We start from the raw sequence: 16,482 nt of genomic DNA, 5'->3' as shown, positions 1-16,482 counted from the left end.
GTGACCAGATCCGCCGATGGCATCCGGATTTTCAGCCGGCGCGGGTCGTGTCTTTTGCTGCGGGCGCGAATGGCGCGGCTTTCCGCAGCCGCAGAAACTGGTATGGTCTAAAGTTCAGATGCCAACTGGCTGGGGACGGCGAAAGCGTCGTCGGCTTCGAATTCCTGGTTGGCGATCTGGTTCCCAGGGAAAAATGGGACGAGCTTGGCCTGCCGGCGGTGCATTGACCTGATACCGGAAGGTTTTCACCAGGCAGCCAGCCGGCCACGATAGCAGGGCCGTTGTGTGGTAACCCAAAAAACCTTATCAAGGCGCACGACCGGGCGGTGGTCGTTGCCGTGATTTGGGCACTTCATTCGCAACAGGATCGCGCTTCGCGCGTGGAAAAATGACAAAAACCCTTCGCAAGTCTCTTCGCAAATTCGCCATTGCCATCCCGCTTCTCGCCCTTGGCTTCTATTTCATTCCCATCCTGACGACGATCTTCATCATCTGCGGCCTGATCGACGTGCTGCGCAACGACCGCAAGGATCTGTCGCTGTTCTCAGGCTATTTTCTCGGCAACGGCCTGTTCACCTGGCTGCTTTCGCCGTTCAATCTGCTGGTCGACCTCTTGTGCTACAGAAATCCGGGCGTCTGGAAGCTGGAGCAGTTTCCCGCCGACTATCAGCGCGAGGTCAACGAGGTCCTGGACATCTTCAAAGCGCGCAAGGATGAGATCATTGCCGACATCGACGCCAATTTCGGCGCCGGCCGGCGCGGCATGTATGTCTACCAGTGGTACGGCAAGCACAGGATCGATAATGTCGCCGAGTTCAACAAGGATTTCAAATATATCAAGACCATAGCCGTTTCCGTCTTCAGCAAGCGCGAATCGACGTCCTGGCATTTCGGCCCGCTGCGGCTCAGCCTGCGCATCCTCTACAATCTGATCCCGGTGAAGTCGGAGATTTTCGTCGAGTGCGGCAACGTCAAGAATTACTGGTACGACAATCCGCTGTTCATCTTCGACGACACGCTGCTGCATCGCTCGGTCAACGAGTATGACGGCCGCCGCTACTGCGTGTTCATGGACATTATCAGGCCGTCTCCGGTTCCCCGTCTCATCGCGGGCATGCTCGCCATCGTCTCGGTCAGCGTCGAGCGCATCAATTCCATGTTCTACAAGAACTGGAAGATGATCGGCTCGACCAAGCCGAAAAATGCCGGGACGACCTGAGCTTTAGAGAACCGGCGCTGCCGGCGGCATTTGGGTGCTCCGCATGTGAGATTTGGCCCATCCTTGTGGCCGCTCATGCGCCGGAACGGCTCCTGGCTGCATGAACGGCGGCCCCGGGCTGACTTTGACAGTTCTGCCTCTCCCCTCCTGGCGGCTTCAAGTGACGAAGAACAGATCTCTCGGATTTTGGGCAACGACCTATGTGTGCACCGCTCTGCTGGGAGTTGCTCTTGCTCTCACCTATGTAGGGCTTGAACAGCCTGTCTATTACTGGGACTTCGCTGCCTATTTCGACACGTTCAGCCAGCAAGGCACGCTCTTGGTTCAGAGCCCTCTCGAATGGCTCAGCCACCTGAGAACCTCGATAGCCACGGATGACTACAGTGCGGCGATCCTGGTGCCGCTGATGCCGTTTCACATCATTTTTGGCGATTCGAGGTTTTCCTACATCGCCGGAACAGTCGCTGTTTATCTGGTCCCGACCGCTCTTCTCATCGGCAGAATAAGCTATCTGGAGGCGGCGACCGGAACATCTTCATGCCGAAGCTGGCTCACCGTATGGATTGCGGCCTTTCTCTACACGCCCTTCTGGGCGGCGACGCTCCGTGGGTTGCCTGACATTGCCGGCTGTTTCGCGCTTTGCGCGGCAACCTATTTTCTCTGGAAATCGAGGTTCCTGACCCATGAACCGGTGATCAGCGGAATACGTGTCGGCGTATGCCTGTGGTTGGCATTCGTGCTGCGCCGCTGGTACGCCTATCCCGTCATCGGGGTCGGAATTTCCGCAGCCTTCTTCTGTTTTCTGCAGGCGAAAGACCGGGACTTTCCGGCACTCCGCAATGCCGCCGTCGGGAGCCTGTGTGCGATCCTCGTGGTATCGGAGCCGCGCTGACCTTCCAGCAACCCCTGATCCTCAAGATACTGGGAACCAGCTATGGCGACCTTTACAGCGGATACAAGACAAACTTCGGTTCACAGCTTGGCCAGGTAGGATCGCGGCTCAGCTATGTGAACTGGCTGTTGATCGTATTTGGCCTTTACATCTCCATCATACGCCGAAAAACAGATTTTCCCTGTTCTGTGCCGTTGCTTCGGCACTCACCTTCGTCCTCTTCACCCGCATGCAGGACCCGGATCGCCATCATTCGGTGCCAGTATTTCTTTGGCTCTTTCCTGCCTACGCCCAGGCAATCGTTGCGATCGTTTTCGATGCCGGCACTGAGATCGCTATGGTCGAACGCCGCGATAGCCGTTGCCGCCGGGCTGGCGTTTTTCGGTACTTTTTTCCCGACTGGCCGCCAGGTGCTGTCACCGATCAGCTACGTCTTTGCCAGCGAAGCCACGCTCCCGCTGCACCTCGACAATCTTCCAGAATACAGGCGCCTTATCGATGACCTTCTTGGAAAGATGGGACCTGAGGACCGGTTGTCGGTGTTTGCATCCAGCGGGATGATGAGCGATTCATTGCTGTATGAAATGGACAAGGACCTTTACCCTCGCATCGAGTGGGCTTGTCAGGTCGATAGTCGCGATCGATTCAGACCGGCGACGTTGAAGTCCAAATACGTTGTCGTGACCGACCCGCCCGTTATCCATCTGCAGCCGGGCGCGCAGCTCTGTGTCTCGATACCGGACCAATACATTGTCGAGGGCAAAGGCATCGCCGCAGCATACAGGCGCATCGCGGCGTACCAGCTGTCCGGCGACGTCAAGGGCTACCTCTACGAACAGGTGCGCCCAATCGGCAAAGCGGAGATCGATGACCTCTATAACGAGTTCAGGAAAAAATATCCGAGATGGGCAACGCCTGAGTGGTGACGAACTCGGCCGATCCGTGCGGTTGCGCGCGCAACAAGGGATTGACCGGGCAGCCGTGCGGGGGCAGTAAACGGTCATGTTCAATCTGCTTCTCGTCGTCGTCGGTGGCGGCATCGGTGCCGGAATTCGTCACCTCACCAACATCGGCGCATTGCGCCTTGTCGGCCCAAACTATCCCTGGGGCACGATGGCCATCAACGTCATCGGCTCCTTCGCCATGGGGCTGTTCATCGCCTCCATGATGCGCCGTGGCGGATCGAACGAGGTCAGGCTGTTCGTTGCTACCGGCATTCTTGGCGGCTTCACCACCTTCTCCGCCTTTTCGCTCGATTTCGCGACGCTGTGGGAGCGGGGAGCCACGCTGCCTGCACTGGCTTATGCCCTTGCCAGCGTCGTTGGCGCCATTATCGCCCTGTTTCTGGGACTTTGGCTCGCAAGAAGCCTGCCTTAGTGCTATTGCCGCGCCAAGAACAGGCCGAGCTTCGCTCGGGAAACGGATAAGCGACAAAAAACATGGCAGGCGTTGAACAGATCACGGTGGAGGCCGGCGAGGCGGGCATGCGGCTCGACCGCTGGTTCAAGACCCATTTCCCGGGCCTTGGTTTCGGCCATTTGCAGAAGCTTCTGCGCTCCGGCCAGATCCGTGTCGACGGCGGCCGGGTCAAGGCCGACACCCGTGTCGAGCCCGGCCAGATGGTTCGCGTCCCACCGCTCGAGGTCGACAAGAAGGGCGAGAGTGCGCTGACCGGCCACTCGATCCGCAACCAGGGCGATGCCGATGTTCTCGCCAAGATGCTGATCCATGAGGACCCTAAGGTTTTCGTCTTCAACAAGCCGGCGGGCCTTGCGGTGCAGGGCGGCTCGGGCGTCACCCGCAATGTCGACGACATGCTGGAAGCCTGGCGCAACCAGAAGGGCGAGAAGCCCAGATTGGTTCACAGGCTCGACCGCGACACTTCGGGTGTTCTGGTCGTCGCCCGTAGCCGGCTGGCCGCCATGAAGCTCTCGGAAGCGTTTCGCGCCCGCGAGACCAAGAAGACCTATTGGGCGCTGGTTAAGGGCGTGCCGCCCAAGCGCGAGGACAAGATCTCGACCTGGCTGATCAAGGAGCCGACGCCGGACGGTGACCGCGTGCGGGTCGCCGCGCATGGTGAAAAGGGCGCCGACCACGCTGTGTCCTACTACCGCATCATCGAGCAGGCGGCGCAGACGATGACCTGGCTGGAGATGGAGCCTTATACCGGCCGCACCCACCAGCTTCGCGTTCATGCCGCCCACATCGGCTGTCCGATCCTGGGCGATCCGAAATATTTCGAGGCCGACACCAACTGGGACTTTCCCGGCGGCATTCAAAACCGCCTGCATCTGCATGCGCGCCGCATCATCATTCCGCATCCCGACAAGGGCGTCATCGATGTCACCGCGCCAATGCCGCCGCACATGCGACAGAGCTGGAACCTGATCGGCTTCGACGACGCCAGCGCGGAGGACTGATCGTGAGCGGCGCCACCGACGGGCTCGCCACCGATACGCTTGATCGTCGCGACACGGTCGACATGGCCGCCGCCGCCATCATGGTCGGGCTGACCTTTTCCTGGGGGCTGAATTACGTCGCCGCCAAGATCTCCTACGCTGGCTATGATCCGGTTTTCCTATCGATCGCGCGCTCGATCATCGGCGGCCTGTGTGTCTTTGCCTGGTGCCGGTGGCGCGGCATCGCGCTTTTCACGCGCGACGGGACCTTGCTCGCCGGCATCGCGGTTGGCGCGCTTTTCGGCATCGAGTTCCTTTGCCTTTATGTCGGCCTGGAGCATACGACCGTTGCCCGCAACACGCTGCTGGTCAACACGATGCCGTTCTGGATGCTGCTCGGCGGCCATTTCCTGCTTGGCGAGCAGATCACGTTGAGAAAATTCCTTGGCCTGCTGCTGGCCTTTGCCGGTCTTGCCGCGGTGTTTTCCGACAAGCTCGGCGGCGGCGGAGACATGCTGTTCGGCGATCTCCTGAGCCTCGGCTCCGGATTCTTCTGGGCTTTGACCAACATCCTCATCAAGCGGTCGAAGCTGGTCGAGGCGAGCGCCGAAAAGCTTCTGCTTTACCAGCTCGCCGGGGCAGCGATCGTAGGCGTCTTGGTGCTGCCTCTCGCCGGCCCGCCCGTTCGCGATCCGACCGTGCTGCCGACTTTGGCGCTGCTTTTCCAGGCTGTCTACATCGTCGCCTTCACCTATGTGCTGTGGTTCTGGCTGCTGCGGCGCTATCCGGCATCAGGCCTGTCCAGTTTCACCTTCCTGTCGCCGGTTTTCGGCGTGCTGTGCGGCGCCATGTTCTTGAATGAGCCGCTGACCATGCGCATTTTCCTGGCACTTGGCCTAATTGCCGCCGGCCTGATCATCGTCAACCGGCCGGCGCGCAAGCTGACGCCGGTGTAAGAGAGACCTTCATGCGTGATATCCTCAACGACCTCGAAGCGGGCAAATATCTTTCCCATCCCGATCCGGTGCGTCGCGCCCAGATCCAGATGAAGACGCATCTGCCGAAGCGCTTCTACAAGGCCGCCTCTGTCGCACCTGTCGACAATGGGTTTGCCGTGCATCTCGACGGCAAGCCGGTGCGCACCCCGAGCAAGGCGCTGCTGGCGCTGCCTACCGAGGCAGCAGCAGTGCTTGTCGCCGACGAATTCGCCGCCCAAAGCGAGACCATCGATCCGGTGACCATGCCGGTGATGCGTCTCGTCAACACCGCCATCGACGGTGTCGCCAGCGACCCCCAGGCGGTGCTGGAGGATATCCTGCGCTTTGCCTCATCCGATCTGCTCTGCTATCGCGCCGACGCACCGCAAGGGCTGGTGGAGCGGCAGAGCCAGCATTGGGACCCGGTGATAGACTGGGTGAGGGGAACACTCGGGGTCCGCTTCAATCTCGCCGAGGGCATCATCCATGTCGAGCAGCCGCGCGAGACCATCGCCGTGCTGGGCAGCCATCTTGCCCAGCGAACAGAGCCGCTGCGGCTCGCCGCCATCCATGTGATGACGTCGCTGACCGGTTCGGCTCTGCTGGCGCTGGCTGTCGATTTCGGCGAACTCGATGCCGATCCTGCCTGGGCCGCTGCCCATGTCGACGAGGACTGGCAGATCGAGCATTGGGGGCAGGATGCGGAGGCCGTTGCCCGCCGCGCGGCTCGCAAGCGCGACATGATGGCTGCTGTCGGCCTGCTGGAAGCGCTCAAGCGCTAAGGAGTTTTCCCAGCTCGCCCGGATTCATCCCGCAGTGCACCTAATACCAAAGTCATAATCCCAAAGACGCGCTGCCTTTGGCAGGCGCTTTCTGTCATTTTTCCGAATGGCTGTCGTTGAGTCCGTGCTCGGAGGAGAACGCGGACGGTGTCGCGCAGCATCGAGAACGGGTCTCACGGGAGGATAACGCAATGGCAATCGCATCGACCGCCGGCGGAGCAAGCCGCGGCATGACGCGGGAGGAGAAGAAAGTCATCTTCGCTTCCTCGCTCGGCACCGTTTTCGAATGGTATGATTTCTATCTCTACGGCGCATTGGCCGGAGCGATCGGCGCGGCATTCTTCGCCTCCTATCCAGAGGCGACTCGCAACATCTTCACGCTGCTGGTTTTCGCCGCCGGCTTCCTGGTGCGCCCGTTCGGCGCGCTGGTGTTCGGTCGCATTGGCGATCTCGTCGGCCGCAAATACACATTTCTTGTCACCATCCTGATCATGGGCCTGTCGACCTTCCTGGTCGGCCTGCTTCCCGGCTCGGCGAACTGGGGCATTGCGGCGCCCATCATCCTGGTCGGGCTGCGCATGCTGCAGGGCCTGGCGCTCGGCGGTGAGTATGGTGGTGCGGCGACCTATGTCGCCGAGCATGCTCCCGACGATCGCCGCGGCTTCTATACGTCGTGGATTCAGACGACGGCGACGCTCGGCCTGTTCCTGTCGCTGATCGTCATCCTGGTCGTGCAGAATTCGCTGAGCAAGGAGGATTTCGCGGCTTGGGGCTGGCGTATTCCGTTCCTGCTCTCGGCCATACTGCTCGGCATATCGGTCTGGATCCGCCTGTCGCTTGCCGAATCGCCGACTTTCCAGCGCATGAAGGACGAGGGCAAGGGCTCCAAGGCGCCGCTGACGGAAGCCTTCGGCCAGTGGAAGAATGCCAAGATCGCGTTGCTCGCGTTGTTCGGCCTCACCGCCGGCCAGGCTGTGGTCTGGTACAACGGCCAGTTCTACGCGCTGTTCTTCCTGGCGAATGTGCTCAAGGTCGACCCACAGTCGGTCAACATCATGATCGCGATTGCGCTGGCGCTCGGCGCGGTCTTCTTCGTCGTGTTCGGCTGGCTATCCGACAAGATCGGCCGCAAGCCGATCATCATGGCCGGTCTCGCGCTGGCGATCGTCACCACCTTCCCGCTGTTCAAGGCGCTGACATGGGCCGCCAACCCGGCGCTCGCCACCGCCCAGCAGAACACGCGTGCGACGGTGACCGCTGCTCCGGGGGACTGCAAGTTCCAGTTCAATCCAACCGGAACACGCAAGCCTCTCACCTCGTGCGATATTGCGACGGACTTCCTGGCCAAAAGCTCGGTGCCCTATGATATCGTCACGACAGCGGCAGCGGGAACAGCGGCCAGCGTCAAGATCGGCGCCGAGACCGTGACGTCTTACGACGCCGTGGCGGCCGCTGATAAGGCTGCTCCAAGCGATGCGGCTTTCAAGAAGGCGATCAACCTGGCGCTTCAGGACGGCGGTTACCCGCTGAAGCGTGCTGCCGCCAAGGTTGCTGACCAAAAGCTCGACGCCTTTGTCGCGGCCAATCCCGAACTGAAGCTCGACGCGGCAGCCATTCGCGCCGGTGAAAAGGCCACTGTCCCGCTCGCCCAGGCGGTCAAGGACAAGCTGCTGACGGCCGATGAGGCTGCCGGCGCCACGGACGTGACCGTCTACAGTGTTCCGGCGGCCGGTGCGTTCGCGATGTTTGCCGACCCGGCGGCGGTCAACTGGGCAAAGGTCATCGGCATCCTGTTCATCCTGGTCCTCTACGTGACCATGGTCTACGGGCCGATCGCGGCGATCCTGGTCGAGATGTTCCCGACCCGCATCCGCTATACCGGCATGTCGCTGCCCTATCACATCGGGAATGGCTGGTTCGGCGGCCTGCTGCCGGCGATCGTGTTCGCGCTCAGCGCCTCCAAGGGCGATATCTACTACGGCCTCTGGTATCCGGTGGTGATCGCGGCGATGTCGCTGATCATCGGCATGATCTTCGTCAGGGATACGCTGGGAACCAACCTGCACGACAAGCAGTAGCTGACAGCTCCAGCATACAAAGATAAAGCCCGGCGCGAGCAATCGCGCCGGGCTTCCTCTTTTCAGGCCAATTATCCGTTGACGAGGGCTGCTGCCCCTCTGTGTCAGCTCTTGCGGCCCCGGGCCTCATCCTCGATGGCTGCCTCATGGTACCAGCCGTCGCCGAAGTCTGCGCGGGCACCACGCAGCGAGGCAAGCTCTGCCGCAAACTTAGCCCTTCCGCTCAAATTTGAGGCAGAGAGGCGCGCTGCCGCCGGGAACATCAGAATTTTGGCCGACGGTCGTGTGGAAATGATTTCCATGCCGGATTCCTTTCTTCCGCCGAACCTTTTCGATTCAACTTGGTCCAAAGATAAGGTCTGCAATCAAGTTAGGCAATATGCCTATGAAAAGATCAGTATTTGCACACTATTTGTGCAAATAACGATTGTGATGGATCCGGGCGCATTGCTTAGGCGCTCACCGACTTTCGAGCGGATGCCGCGTCAATTTTGCCGCACCCTCCGGACCAAGAATGGCACACGAATTGCATTTTAAGTGTGCGGCAGGCCGTCTGCTGACGGCAGACGCATGTCGACGCCGTTCAGTGTTCGGTGATCAAGCAACGAGAGGCTAGAATGACGAAATACAAGCTCGAGTATATCTGGCTCGATGGATATACCCCGGTCCCCAACCTTCGCGGCAAGACGCAGATCAAGGAATTCGCCGAATTCCCTGATCTTGAGCAGCTGCCGCTGTGGGGCTTCGATGGTTCCTCGACCCAGCAGGCCGAAGGGCACAGCTCCGATTGCGTGCTGAAGCCGGTTGCGGTCTATCCGGATCCCGCCCGCACCAACGGCGTGCTGGTCATGTGCGAAGTCATGATGCCCGATGGCGTGACGCCGCACGCATCCAACAAGCGCGCCACCATCCTCGATGACGAGGGCGCCTGGTTCGGCTTCGAGCAGGAATATTTCTTCTACAAGGACGGCCGGCCGCTCGGCTTCCCCGAGAGCGGCTATCCCGCACCCCAGGGCCCGTACTACACCGGCGTCGGCTATTCCAATGTCGGCTCCATTGCGCGCCAGATCGTCGAGGAGCATCTCGACCTCTGCCTCGCCGCCGGCATCAACCACGAAGGCATCAACGCCGAAGTTGCCAAGGGCCAGTGGGAATTCCAGATTTTCGGCAAGGGCTCCAAGAAAGCCGCCGACCAGATGTGGATGGCCCGCTACCTCATGCAGCGCCTGACCGAGAAGTACGGCATCGACATCGAATACCACTGCAAGCCGCTTGGCGACACCGACTGGAACGGCTCTGGCATGCACGCCAACTTCTCGACCGCCTATATGCGCGAAGTCGGCGGCAAGGCCTATTTCGAAGCGCTGATGGCGGCCTTCGACAAGAACCTGATGGATCACATCGCCGTCTACGGCCCGGACAACGACAAGCGTTTGACCGGCAAGCACGAGACCGCGCCGTGGAACCGGTTCAGCTATGGCATTGCCGACCGTGGCGCCTCGATCCGCGTGCCGCATTCCTTCATCAAAAGCGACTACAAGGGTTATCTGGAAGACCGCCGTCCGAACTCGCAGGGCGACCCCTACCAGATCGCCTCGCAGATCCTGAAGACGATCGCCTCGGTTCCGGCAAGCGCCCAGGTTTCGGCCGCCGCGTAAGCGTTTCGGACTGCATGACAAGAAGACCCCGGCGTTTCGCGCCGGGGTTCTTTTTTGGCCGTTACCCGGCTGACGGCATTCCTGGGAAAACATACCCAGAAAAAGTCAGGGAATTCACGCGATCGCAAATCGCCCGGGAGTTCTTGCCGCAGCCATGTGAGCCTCCGGCGATCACTCGCTATAAAGCCCGGAAAAGCGCCTTTTCCAGCCCTTATCCGGGGCAAAGGGCCTTCCATAAGCATCTGTTCATACAGCAGAATCGGCCATTCGCGGCCCAGCTTGCGACGTTGACAGATCACGCTACGGCATGCGTGTATTCGCAGGCCTTGGGGTTACGTCACGCAATGCTGTTCGGACGGGCGGGGTTTTCTGAACGGCGGCATTGGCGTGGGCGCCGGACGAGCGGTCACTGTAGCCTGAGACAGTGCTCCGCTCGCTCCTGGCTCCAACGTTGGCGACCGAGCGGCCGCCTTGATCTTCACTGGACATCGCCGAGTAGTGATTGAAGTCACCGGACCGACGCTCAAGCCGGCCGCTCCGATGGACCGTAGGTCCAAGAATCCGGGCATCGTGCGATCGCCGAAGACGAAAGGCGGATACGGGTGCGCATGCGGCTGCCGCGCAGGCGAGACATGCCGGTCGGCTGGCAATTCCTATTGGAGCGCAGCAAAAAGCCCTTGAAAGAGCGAAGTCTTTCAAGGGCTTGAGCATTATAGCTAATCTGGACTGAGATTGAATCTCAGACCGAGTAGTACATGTCGTATTCGACCGGATGCGGGGTCATTTCGAAGCGCATCACTTCGGCCATCTTCAGCTCGATGTAGCTGTCGATCTGGTCGTCGTCGAAGACGCCGCCAGCCTTCAGGAAGCCACGGTCCTTGTCGAGGCTCTGCAGGGCTTCGCGCAGCGAACCGCAGACGGTCGGGATCTTCTTCAACTCCTTCGGCGGCAGGTCGTAGAGATCCTTGTCCATCGGCTGGCCGGGATGGATCTTGTTCTTGATACCGTCGAGGCCGGCCATCAGCAGCGCGGAGAAGGCGAGGTAGGGGTTCGCGCCCGGATCGGGGAAGCGGACCTCGACGCGCTTGGCCTTCGGCGACGAGCCGAACGGGATACGGCAGGACGCCGAGCGGTTGCGCGCCGAATAGGCGAGCAGCACCGGCGCTTCATAGCCTGGCACCAGACGCTTGTAGGAATTGGTCAGCGGGTTGGTGAAGGCGTTGATCGCCTTGGCATGCTTGATGACGCCGCCGATGAAGAACAGGCAGCTTTCCGACAGACCGGCATATTCATTGCCGGCGAAGGTCGGCTTGCCGTTCTTCCAGATCGACATGTGGACGTGCATGCCCGAGCCGTTGTCGCCGAAGATCGGCTTCGGCATGAAGGTGGCCGTCTTGCCATAGGCGTTGGCGACCTGGTGGACGACATATTTGTAGATCAGCATCTTGTCGGCGTTGCGCACCAGTGCGTCGAACTTGATGCCGAGTTCGTGCTGGGCCGCCGCCACCTCATGGTGATGCTTTTCGACGCGCACGCCCATCTCGGCGAGCACGGTCAGCATTTCCGAGCGCATGTCCTGCGCGCTGTCGATCGGCGGCACCGGGAAGTAGCCGCCCTTGACGCGCGGGCGGTGGCCGAGATTGCCGGTCTCGTAGTCGGTGTCGTCGTTCGACGGCAGTTCCGTGGAGTCGAGCTTGAAACCGGTGTTGTAGGGGTCGGCCTTGTACTTCACGTCGTCGAAGACGAAGAATTCGGCTTCCGGGCCGACATAGATGGTGTCGCCGATGCCTTCGGCCTTCATGTAGGCCTCGGCCTTCTTGGCCGTGCCGCGCGGATCGCGGTTGTAGGATTCACCCGAAACCGGATCGAGGATGTCGCACAGGATGACCATGGTCGACTGGGCGAAGAACGGGTCCATATGAACCGTGTCCGGATCGGGCATCAGCACCATGTCGGACTCGTTGATGGCCTTCCAGCCGGCAATCGAAGAGCCGTCGAACATCACGCCATCGGCGAACATGTCTTCCTCGACCTCGATGACATCCATCGTCACGTGCTGCAGCTTGCCCTTCGGGTCTGTGAAGCGCAGGTCGACGAATTTCACGTCGTTGTCCTTGATCTGCTTCATGATGTCTTTGGCTGTCGTCATGTCATGTATCCCTGTGTGATGACGTTTTTTGATGATGACGTTTTCAGGAGGAGGGCCGGTCAGGTCAGACCGCGTCCATGCCCGTTTCGCCGGTGCGTATCCGCACGACTTCCTCGATGTTGGAAACGAAGATCTTGCCGTCACCGATGCGGCCCGTCTGGGCCGCCTTGCGGATGGCCTCAATGGCGCCTTCGACCGCGTCGTCGCCAAGCACGACCTCGATCTTCACCTTGGGCAGGAAATCGACGACATATTCGGCGCCGCGATAGAGTTCGGTGTGGCCCTTCTGACGACCGAAGCCTTTTGCCTCGGTGACAGTGATGCCTTGCAGTCCGGCTTCCTGAAGCGCTTCCTTCACTTCGTCCAGCTTGAATGGCTTGATGATCGCTTCGATCTTTTTCATGTAAAAAGTGGCCTCCACTGCCAAAAAAAACGGGTTGTGACCCCCCGCTTGCGCCTCCATCAAGCACGAACTGTGCCAATTCAGCGGATTCTAAGCGGTCTCATAAGATTTCAAAGCCGCGCCGCACCGGGATGCAAATTCGCGTCATTCGCTGCACCGGATGCGGCATGGGCTGCCAGAGCCTACACAGCGCCAGCACCCGCGTCCGCACAAAAATCAGGCACATCGCCTATCCCGCAGGCAATTTTCTGCCCGCGATGCCTTCGTACCGACGTTGTGGCCGCAGATCTCGGCAACTCCCCCTTGTTTGCTTAGGATCGAAATTGGACAATGCTTGATAGCATGCGGATCGGCAATCCATGAGCAACGAACTTCTTGTCCCCGCCGAAATGACTGCGGCCGACCGGCTGACGATCGCGGCCGGTCCGGCCGATGGAATCAGCCTGATGCGGCGCGCGGGCGAAGCGGTCGCGGCCGAGGTTCTCAAGCGCTATCCCTCGGCAAAGCACATCCATGTGCTGTGCGGGCCCGGCAACAATGGCGGCGATGGCTATGTCGTCGCACGCCTCCTGGCCGGCAGCGGCGTCGGCACAACGATCTGGTCATCCGGAGCGCCGAGGCCGGAAAGCGATGCGGCGCTCGCCGCCGCGGAATCCCTGATCAAGTCCCGGCCGCTGTCTGATTTCGACGCCGAGTTCGGCTCGATCGTGATCGACGCGCTCTATGGGGCAGGGCTGTCCAAGCCGCTGTCCGGCGATGCCGCGAAAGCTGTCGATACCGTGACAGCCCTGCGCCTGCCTGTGGTCGCGATCGACCTGCCGTCGGGCGTCTCAGGTGCCAGCGGCGAAATATTGAGCAGGGCGTTTCGCGCCGAACTCACCGTTACCTTCGCCCGGAAAAAGCCCGGCCACCTGCTGCTGCCGGGGCGCGGGCAATGCGGTGAAATCGTGCTCGCCGATATCGGCATCGATGACGGCATCATCGCCCAACTCGCTGTCTCGACCTTCGAAAATGTGCCGGACCTGTGGTTGCAGGAATTTCCGGTGCCGGCGGTGGACGCGCATAAATACAAGCGCGGCCATGTCGGCGTCTTTTCCGGCGGCCCGAGTGCTACCGGCGCGGCGCGGCTGTCGGCGATGGCCGCCGCGAGAAGCGGGGCAGGGGCGGTCACCGTGCTGTCGCCTGGCAATGCCCTGCAGGTGAACGCGACACACCTCACCTCGATCATGCTGCGAGAGGCGGGGTCACTCGAGGAGGTGCAGGAATTTCTGACGGCGCGCCATCCCGAGGCGCTGGTGTTTGGACCGGGGCTCGGGCCAAAGCCCAAGGTCGGCGATTTCGCCCTGCAACTGATCAAGACCTTGGCGGAGGGTGCACGCGCATCGCAAACCGCAAACCACGGAGGAGCGATCGTGCTTGATGCTGACGCCATTACATCTATGGCCCATCAGCCGCAGTCGCTGTTCGAAGCCGCCCGTCACCTGAACGCGCCAGCGTTGGTGATCACGCCGCATGAGGGTGAATTCGGCCGCTTGTTCCCAGATATCGCCGGGGACAAAACCATGTCGAAATTGGACAAGGCGCGGGCGGCCGCAGCGCGGGCCAATGCCGTCATCGTCTACAAGGGCGCCGACACGGTCATAGCAGCGCCCGATGGCAAAGCGGCGATCAACTCCAACGGTGCACCGTGGCTGGCCACAGCCGGGTCAGGCGACGTGCTGTCGGGCATCATTGCCGGTTTGCTCGCACAAGGCATGCCGCCCTTCGAGGGCACCTGCGCGGCGGTGTGGCTGCATGCCGAAGCCGGCAGCCGGTTCGGACCCGGCTTGATCGCCGAGGATCTGCCGCTGGCGCTGCTGCCGGTGTTGCGTGAACTCTTCGACGCGCGAAAGGCTGCCTGAATGAGCCGTGCGCTCGCTCTGTTGCTTGCCACCCTAATCGCTGTCTTCATGGCGCCGACGGCGCGCGCCGAAGGTCCTGTGACCGTCGTCGACAATCCGGCGGTGCTCGCCGCGCTCGATGCCAAGGGTTTCGGTTTCGCCGATGTTTTCGGGGTCGACGGCGAGGACGGCCTGAAGACGCTTTACGACGAGGCGCCGGCCTATCACGCCATCGTCGAAACGGTTGCTTCTGATGTCGCGGCCCTGAGGGCCGAGATGAAGGCCGGCGGGCGGCCGCTCTACGAGATAACCGACGGCAATGTCGGCCGCATCATGGACATGCGCTGGCTGAAGACCGATGCCGCGCGCCTCCGGTTGGTCGGCATCGTCAACCGGCTCGACCGTCGCGATTTCACGCTGCTGCAAGGCGACAGGAACTGCGGCGAGGTGCGCTTCGTCTACCGCCTGGCCTACAGTTTTCGCAAGAACGGCAAGCTGCTGGCATCGCGCCTGCCGTTCAATTTCAATGCCGTCTACAGCGCCGCGCCCGATGCCGACGGCGGCTGCGTCGGCACTGCCGGACGCTGGACGCCACAGCTTGACGAGAGCGTCGATGCCGGCTGGCTGACCGGCGGGCCGCTGGAGAAGGCCGGGCTGACCTTCAAGCAGCTGGAGCTCAACGCGCAGGTGGTGCGCTTCCCCTCCGGACAGGAAACCGAGTTCGGTGGCCAAGCCGCCTATCTCATGCGGGTATTCGGCATCGATGGCGCTGCTATCAGCGAGAAGCCGCTGGAGAACACGCCCGACACCGCACGGCTCTCGCAGGACGCGGCGCTGAAAGCACGGCTTGCCGCCTATGTCGACGCCAATCTGCCGGCGGTCGATGAAGGCGTTTATGAAATTCCCGACGAGTTCCTGGCCAGAAAGATTATTTCATGGTCGACCTTCGGCAGCGCGCGGCAGGCCAATCATCCGTTTACGCAATTATTCCACCCCAAGGAATTCGCACCGCTCGATTATTCCGCGCTGAAACTGGTGCGCACGCCGGAAGCGCTGGTCGAGCGGCTGGACAATGGCGCCTGCCAGGGTTGTCATCAGGCCGGTTCGACCGCCGGTTTCCATTTCATCGGGCTAGACGACAAGACGACATCGCCGTTGAACCGCATCGAGGTCGGGGTTTCGCCGCATCTTCATGCCGAGATCCCGCGGCGCCAGGCGTGGCTGGCCGCCACGGCCGAAGGCAAGCAGCCGAACCGCTTCCGTCCGCTCTCCTTTGCGCCGCCGGCGGTCTGGACGAACGCCGGCGCGGTCGATTACGCGCCGGCGGAGATGGCCATGCCGTGCCTGATGCAGGAAGATGCGACCCGCTTCGGCGCGACCTGGCAGTGCAGCAGTGATACCATCTGCACGCCGCTGGCCACCGCTTCGGGCGTGCACACGAAACTGGCGCAATGCCTGCTGCCCAAGGACAGCGAAAAAATGTTTTCCGGCCATCCCTGCCTGACCGGCTCGATCGCCAGCAACGCGGCGCAGCCCTTCAACGACCGCTACAGCAGATCGGGCCAGTTCGCGGCCTTCGCCCCGGACATTTCCCGTACCGCCTACACCTGCCGTCCGCCGAAGATCGGCGTGCCTGGAGGCATCGCCTATCGCGGCTGCGACGACAAGGACCGTGCTTTCGCGGCCTTCAAAGCCGGCAAGCCGATGCCGAATGAAATCTGCGGGCTGGTCGGCGGCAAGAAATTCGACATCTGCGTGGCCACCAACAATTTCGACCAATGTCTTGGCGGCGCTGTCAATCGCGGCAACCGGCCGGCCTGTTCGGCCGATCATTTCTGCCGCGAGGACTATATGTGCCAGTCGCTGCCGCCGGACACGCCGGGCATCGGCAAGGTGAAAGGCATCGGCTTCTGCTCGCCGACCTATTTCATCTTCCAGATGCGCATCGACAACCACGCAACGCCATGGGGCAGCCCTGTCCGTGCCACGATGGGAGCGGGGTTTGGTGCGGCGGAAGAGGAGTGAGCTGCCCGACGGTTACCTCC

The 16,482-nt window shown here is 61.4% G+C and carries 15 protein-coding genes; 12 read left to right on the top strand and 3 right to left on the bottom strand.

Going from position 1 to position 16,482, the window contains the following annotated elements:
* Window positions 1-47 precede the first annotated feature (47 nt).
* The 9 genes from NKI69_RS28785 to NKI69_RS28745 all read left to right on the top strand — a co-directional run bounded on the left by NKI69_RS28785 (window position 48) and on the right by NKI69_RS28745 (window position 8,347).
* The gene (locus NKI69_RS28785) at window positions 48-227 is read left to right on the top strand and encodes a DUF930 domain-containing protein (RefSeq protein WP_502900203.1); all 180 of its coding nucleotides are present in this window, start codon (window positions 48-50) and stop codon (window positions 225-227) included.
* Window positions 228-388: 161 nt separating this feature from the next.
* Entirely contained in the window at window positions 389-1,219 is an 831-nt protein-coding gene (locus NKI69_RS28780) for an aspartyl/asparaginyl beta-hydroxylase domain-containing protein (protein WP_127295791.1), read from the top strand.
* A gap of 160 nt (window positions 1,220-1,379) precedes the next feature.
* Complete coding sequence (locus tag NKI69_RS28775) at window positions 1,380-2,111, top strand: hypothetical protein (RefSeq protein WP_352723005.1); 732 nt, start codon at window positions 1,380-1,382, stop codon at window positions 2,109-2,111.
* A complete protein-coding gene (locus NKI69_RS28770; protein WP_352723004.1) occupies window positions 2,078-3,037 on the top strand; it encodes a hypothetical protein in 960 nt (319 codons plus the stop codon). Before NKI69_RS28775 ends, NKI69_RS28770 begins: the two co-directional genes overlap by 34 nt.
* Window positions 3,038-3,113: 76 nt before the next feature.
* Window positions 3,114-3,488, top strand: coding sequence for a fluoride efflux transporter CrcB (crcB, locus tag NKI69_RS28765; RefSeq protein ID WP_023812077.1), 375 nt, complete (start codon window positions 3,114-3,116; stop codon window positions 3,486-3,488).
* 62 nt (window positions 3,489-3,550) lie between these two features.
* Window positions 3,551-4,531 carry an RluA family pseudouridine synthase gene (locus tag NKI69_RS28760; RefSeq protein ID WP_023812076.1) on the top strand — a complete coding sequence of 327 codons (981 nt, stop codon included), beginning with the start codon at window positions 3,551-3,553 and terminating at the stop codon, window positions 4,529-4,531.
* A 62-nt stretch (window positions 4,532-4,593) separates the two neighbouring features.
* A complete protein-coding gene (locus NKI69_RS28755; protein ID WP_050592714.1) occupies window positions 4,594-5,466 on the top strand; it encodes a DMT family transporter in 873 nt (290 codons plus the stop codon).
* Window positions 5,467-5,477: 11 nt separating this feature from the next.
* A complete protein-coding gene (locus NKI69_RS28750) occupies window positions 5,478-6,269 on the top strand; it encodes an ATP12 family chaperone protein (protein WP_023812074.1) in 792 nt (263 codons plus the stop codon).
* Between the two features lie 191 nt (window positions 6,270-6,460).
* Window positions 6,461-8,347, top strand: a complete 1,887-nt coding sequence (locus NKI69_RS28745; RefSeq protein WP_023812073.1) for an MFS transporter — start codon at window positions 6,461-6,463, stop codon at window positions 8,345-8,347.
* 104 nt (window positions 8,348-8,451) lie between these two features.
* On the opposite strand, the gene NKI69_RS28740 is transcribed toward NKI69_RS28745, so the two are convergent.
* Window positions 8,452-8,649: a DUF2735 domain-containing protein gene (locus NKI69_RS28740; protein ID WP_023812072.1), complete on the bottom strand. Its 198-nt coding sequence runs from the start codon at window positions 8,647-8,649 to the stop codon at window positions 8,452-8,454.
* Between the two features lie 315 nt (window positions 8,650-8,964).
* Here NKI69_RS28740 and NKI69_RS28735 point away from each other — a divergent pair, with 315 nt between their 5' ends.
* Window positions 8,965-10,005: a glutamine synthetase beta-grasp domain-containing protein gene (locus NKI69_RS28735; protein WP_023812071.1), complete on the top strand. Its 1,041-nt coding sequence runs from the start codon at window positions 8,965-8,967 to the stop codon at window positions 10,003-10,005.
* Between the two features lie 739 nt (window positions 10,006-10,744).
* On the opposite strand, the gene glnA is transcribed toward NKI69_RS28735, so the two are convergent.
* Together glnA and NKI69_RS28725 are read right to left on the bottom strand one after the other, a co-directional pair.
* Window positions 10,745-12,154 carry a type I glutamate--ammonia ligase gene (gene glnA / locus NKI69_RS28730; RefSeq protein ID WP_112395089.1) on the bottom strand — a complete coding sequence of 470 codons (1,410 nt, stop codon included), beginning with the start codon at window positions 12,152-12,154 and terminating at the stop codon, window positions 10,745-10,747.
* A gap of 64 nt (window positions 12,155-12,218) precedes the next feature.
* Complete coding sequence (locus NKI69_RS28725; RefSeq protein ID WP_006205430.1) at window positions 12,219-12,557, bottom strand: P-II family nitrogen regulator; 339 nt, start codon at window positions 12,555-12,557, stop codon at window positions 12,219-12,221.
* Window positions 12,558-12,916: 359 nt separating this feature from the next.
* On the opposite strand from NKI69_RS28725, the gene NKI69_RS28720 reads away from it, so the two are divergent.
* Complete coding sequence (locus NKI69_RS28720) at window positions 12,917-14,458, top strand: bifunctional ADP-dependent NAD(P)H-hydrate dehydratase/NAD(P)H-hydrate epimerase (protein ID WP_023812069.1); 1,542 nt, start codon at window positions 12,917-12,919, stop codon at window positions 14,456-14,458.
* The gene (locus tag NKI69_RS28715) at window positions 14,459-16,462 is read left to right on the top strand and encodes a hypothetical protein (RefSeq protein ID WP_352723003.1); all 2,004 of its coding nucleotides are present in this window, start codon (window positions 14,459-14,461) and stop codon (window positions 16,460-16,462) included.
* The last annotated feature ends 20 nt before the right edge of the window (window positions 16,463-16,482 follow it).

Source organism: Mesorhizobium sp. M0491 (assembly GCF_040321265.1).
Classification (GTDB): Bacteria; Pseudomonadota; Alphaproteobacteria; order Rhizobiales; family Rhizobiaceae; genus Mesorhizobium.
Note: the sequence above shows the minus strand (reverse complement) of the source record. Positions and strands in the feature narration are given on the sequence as shown.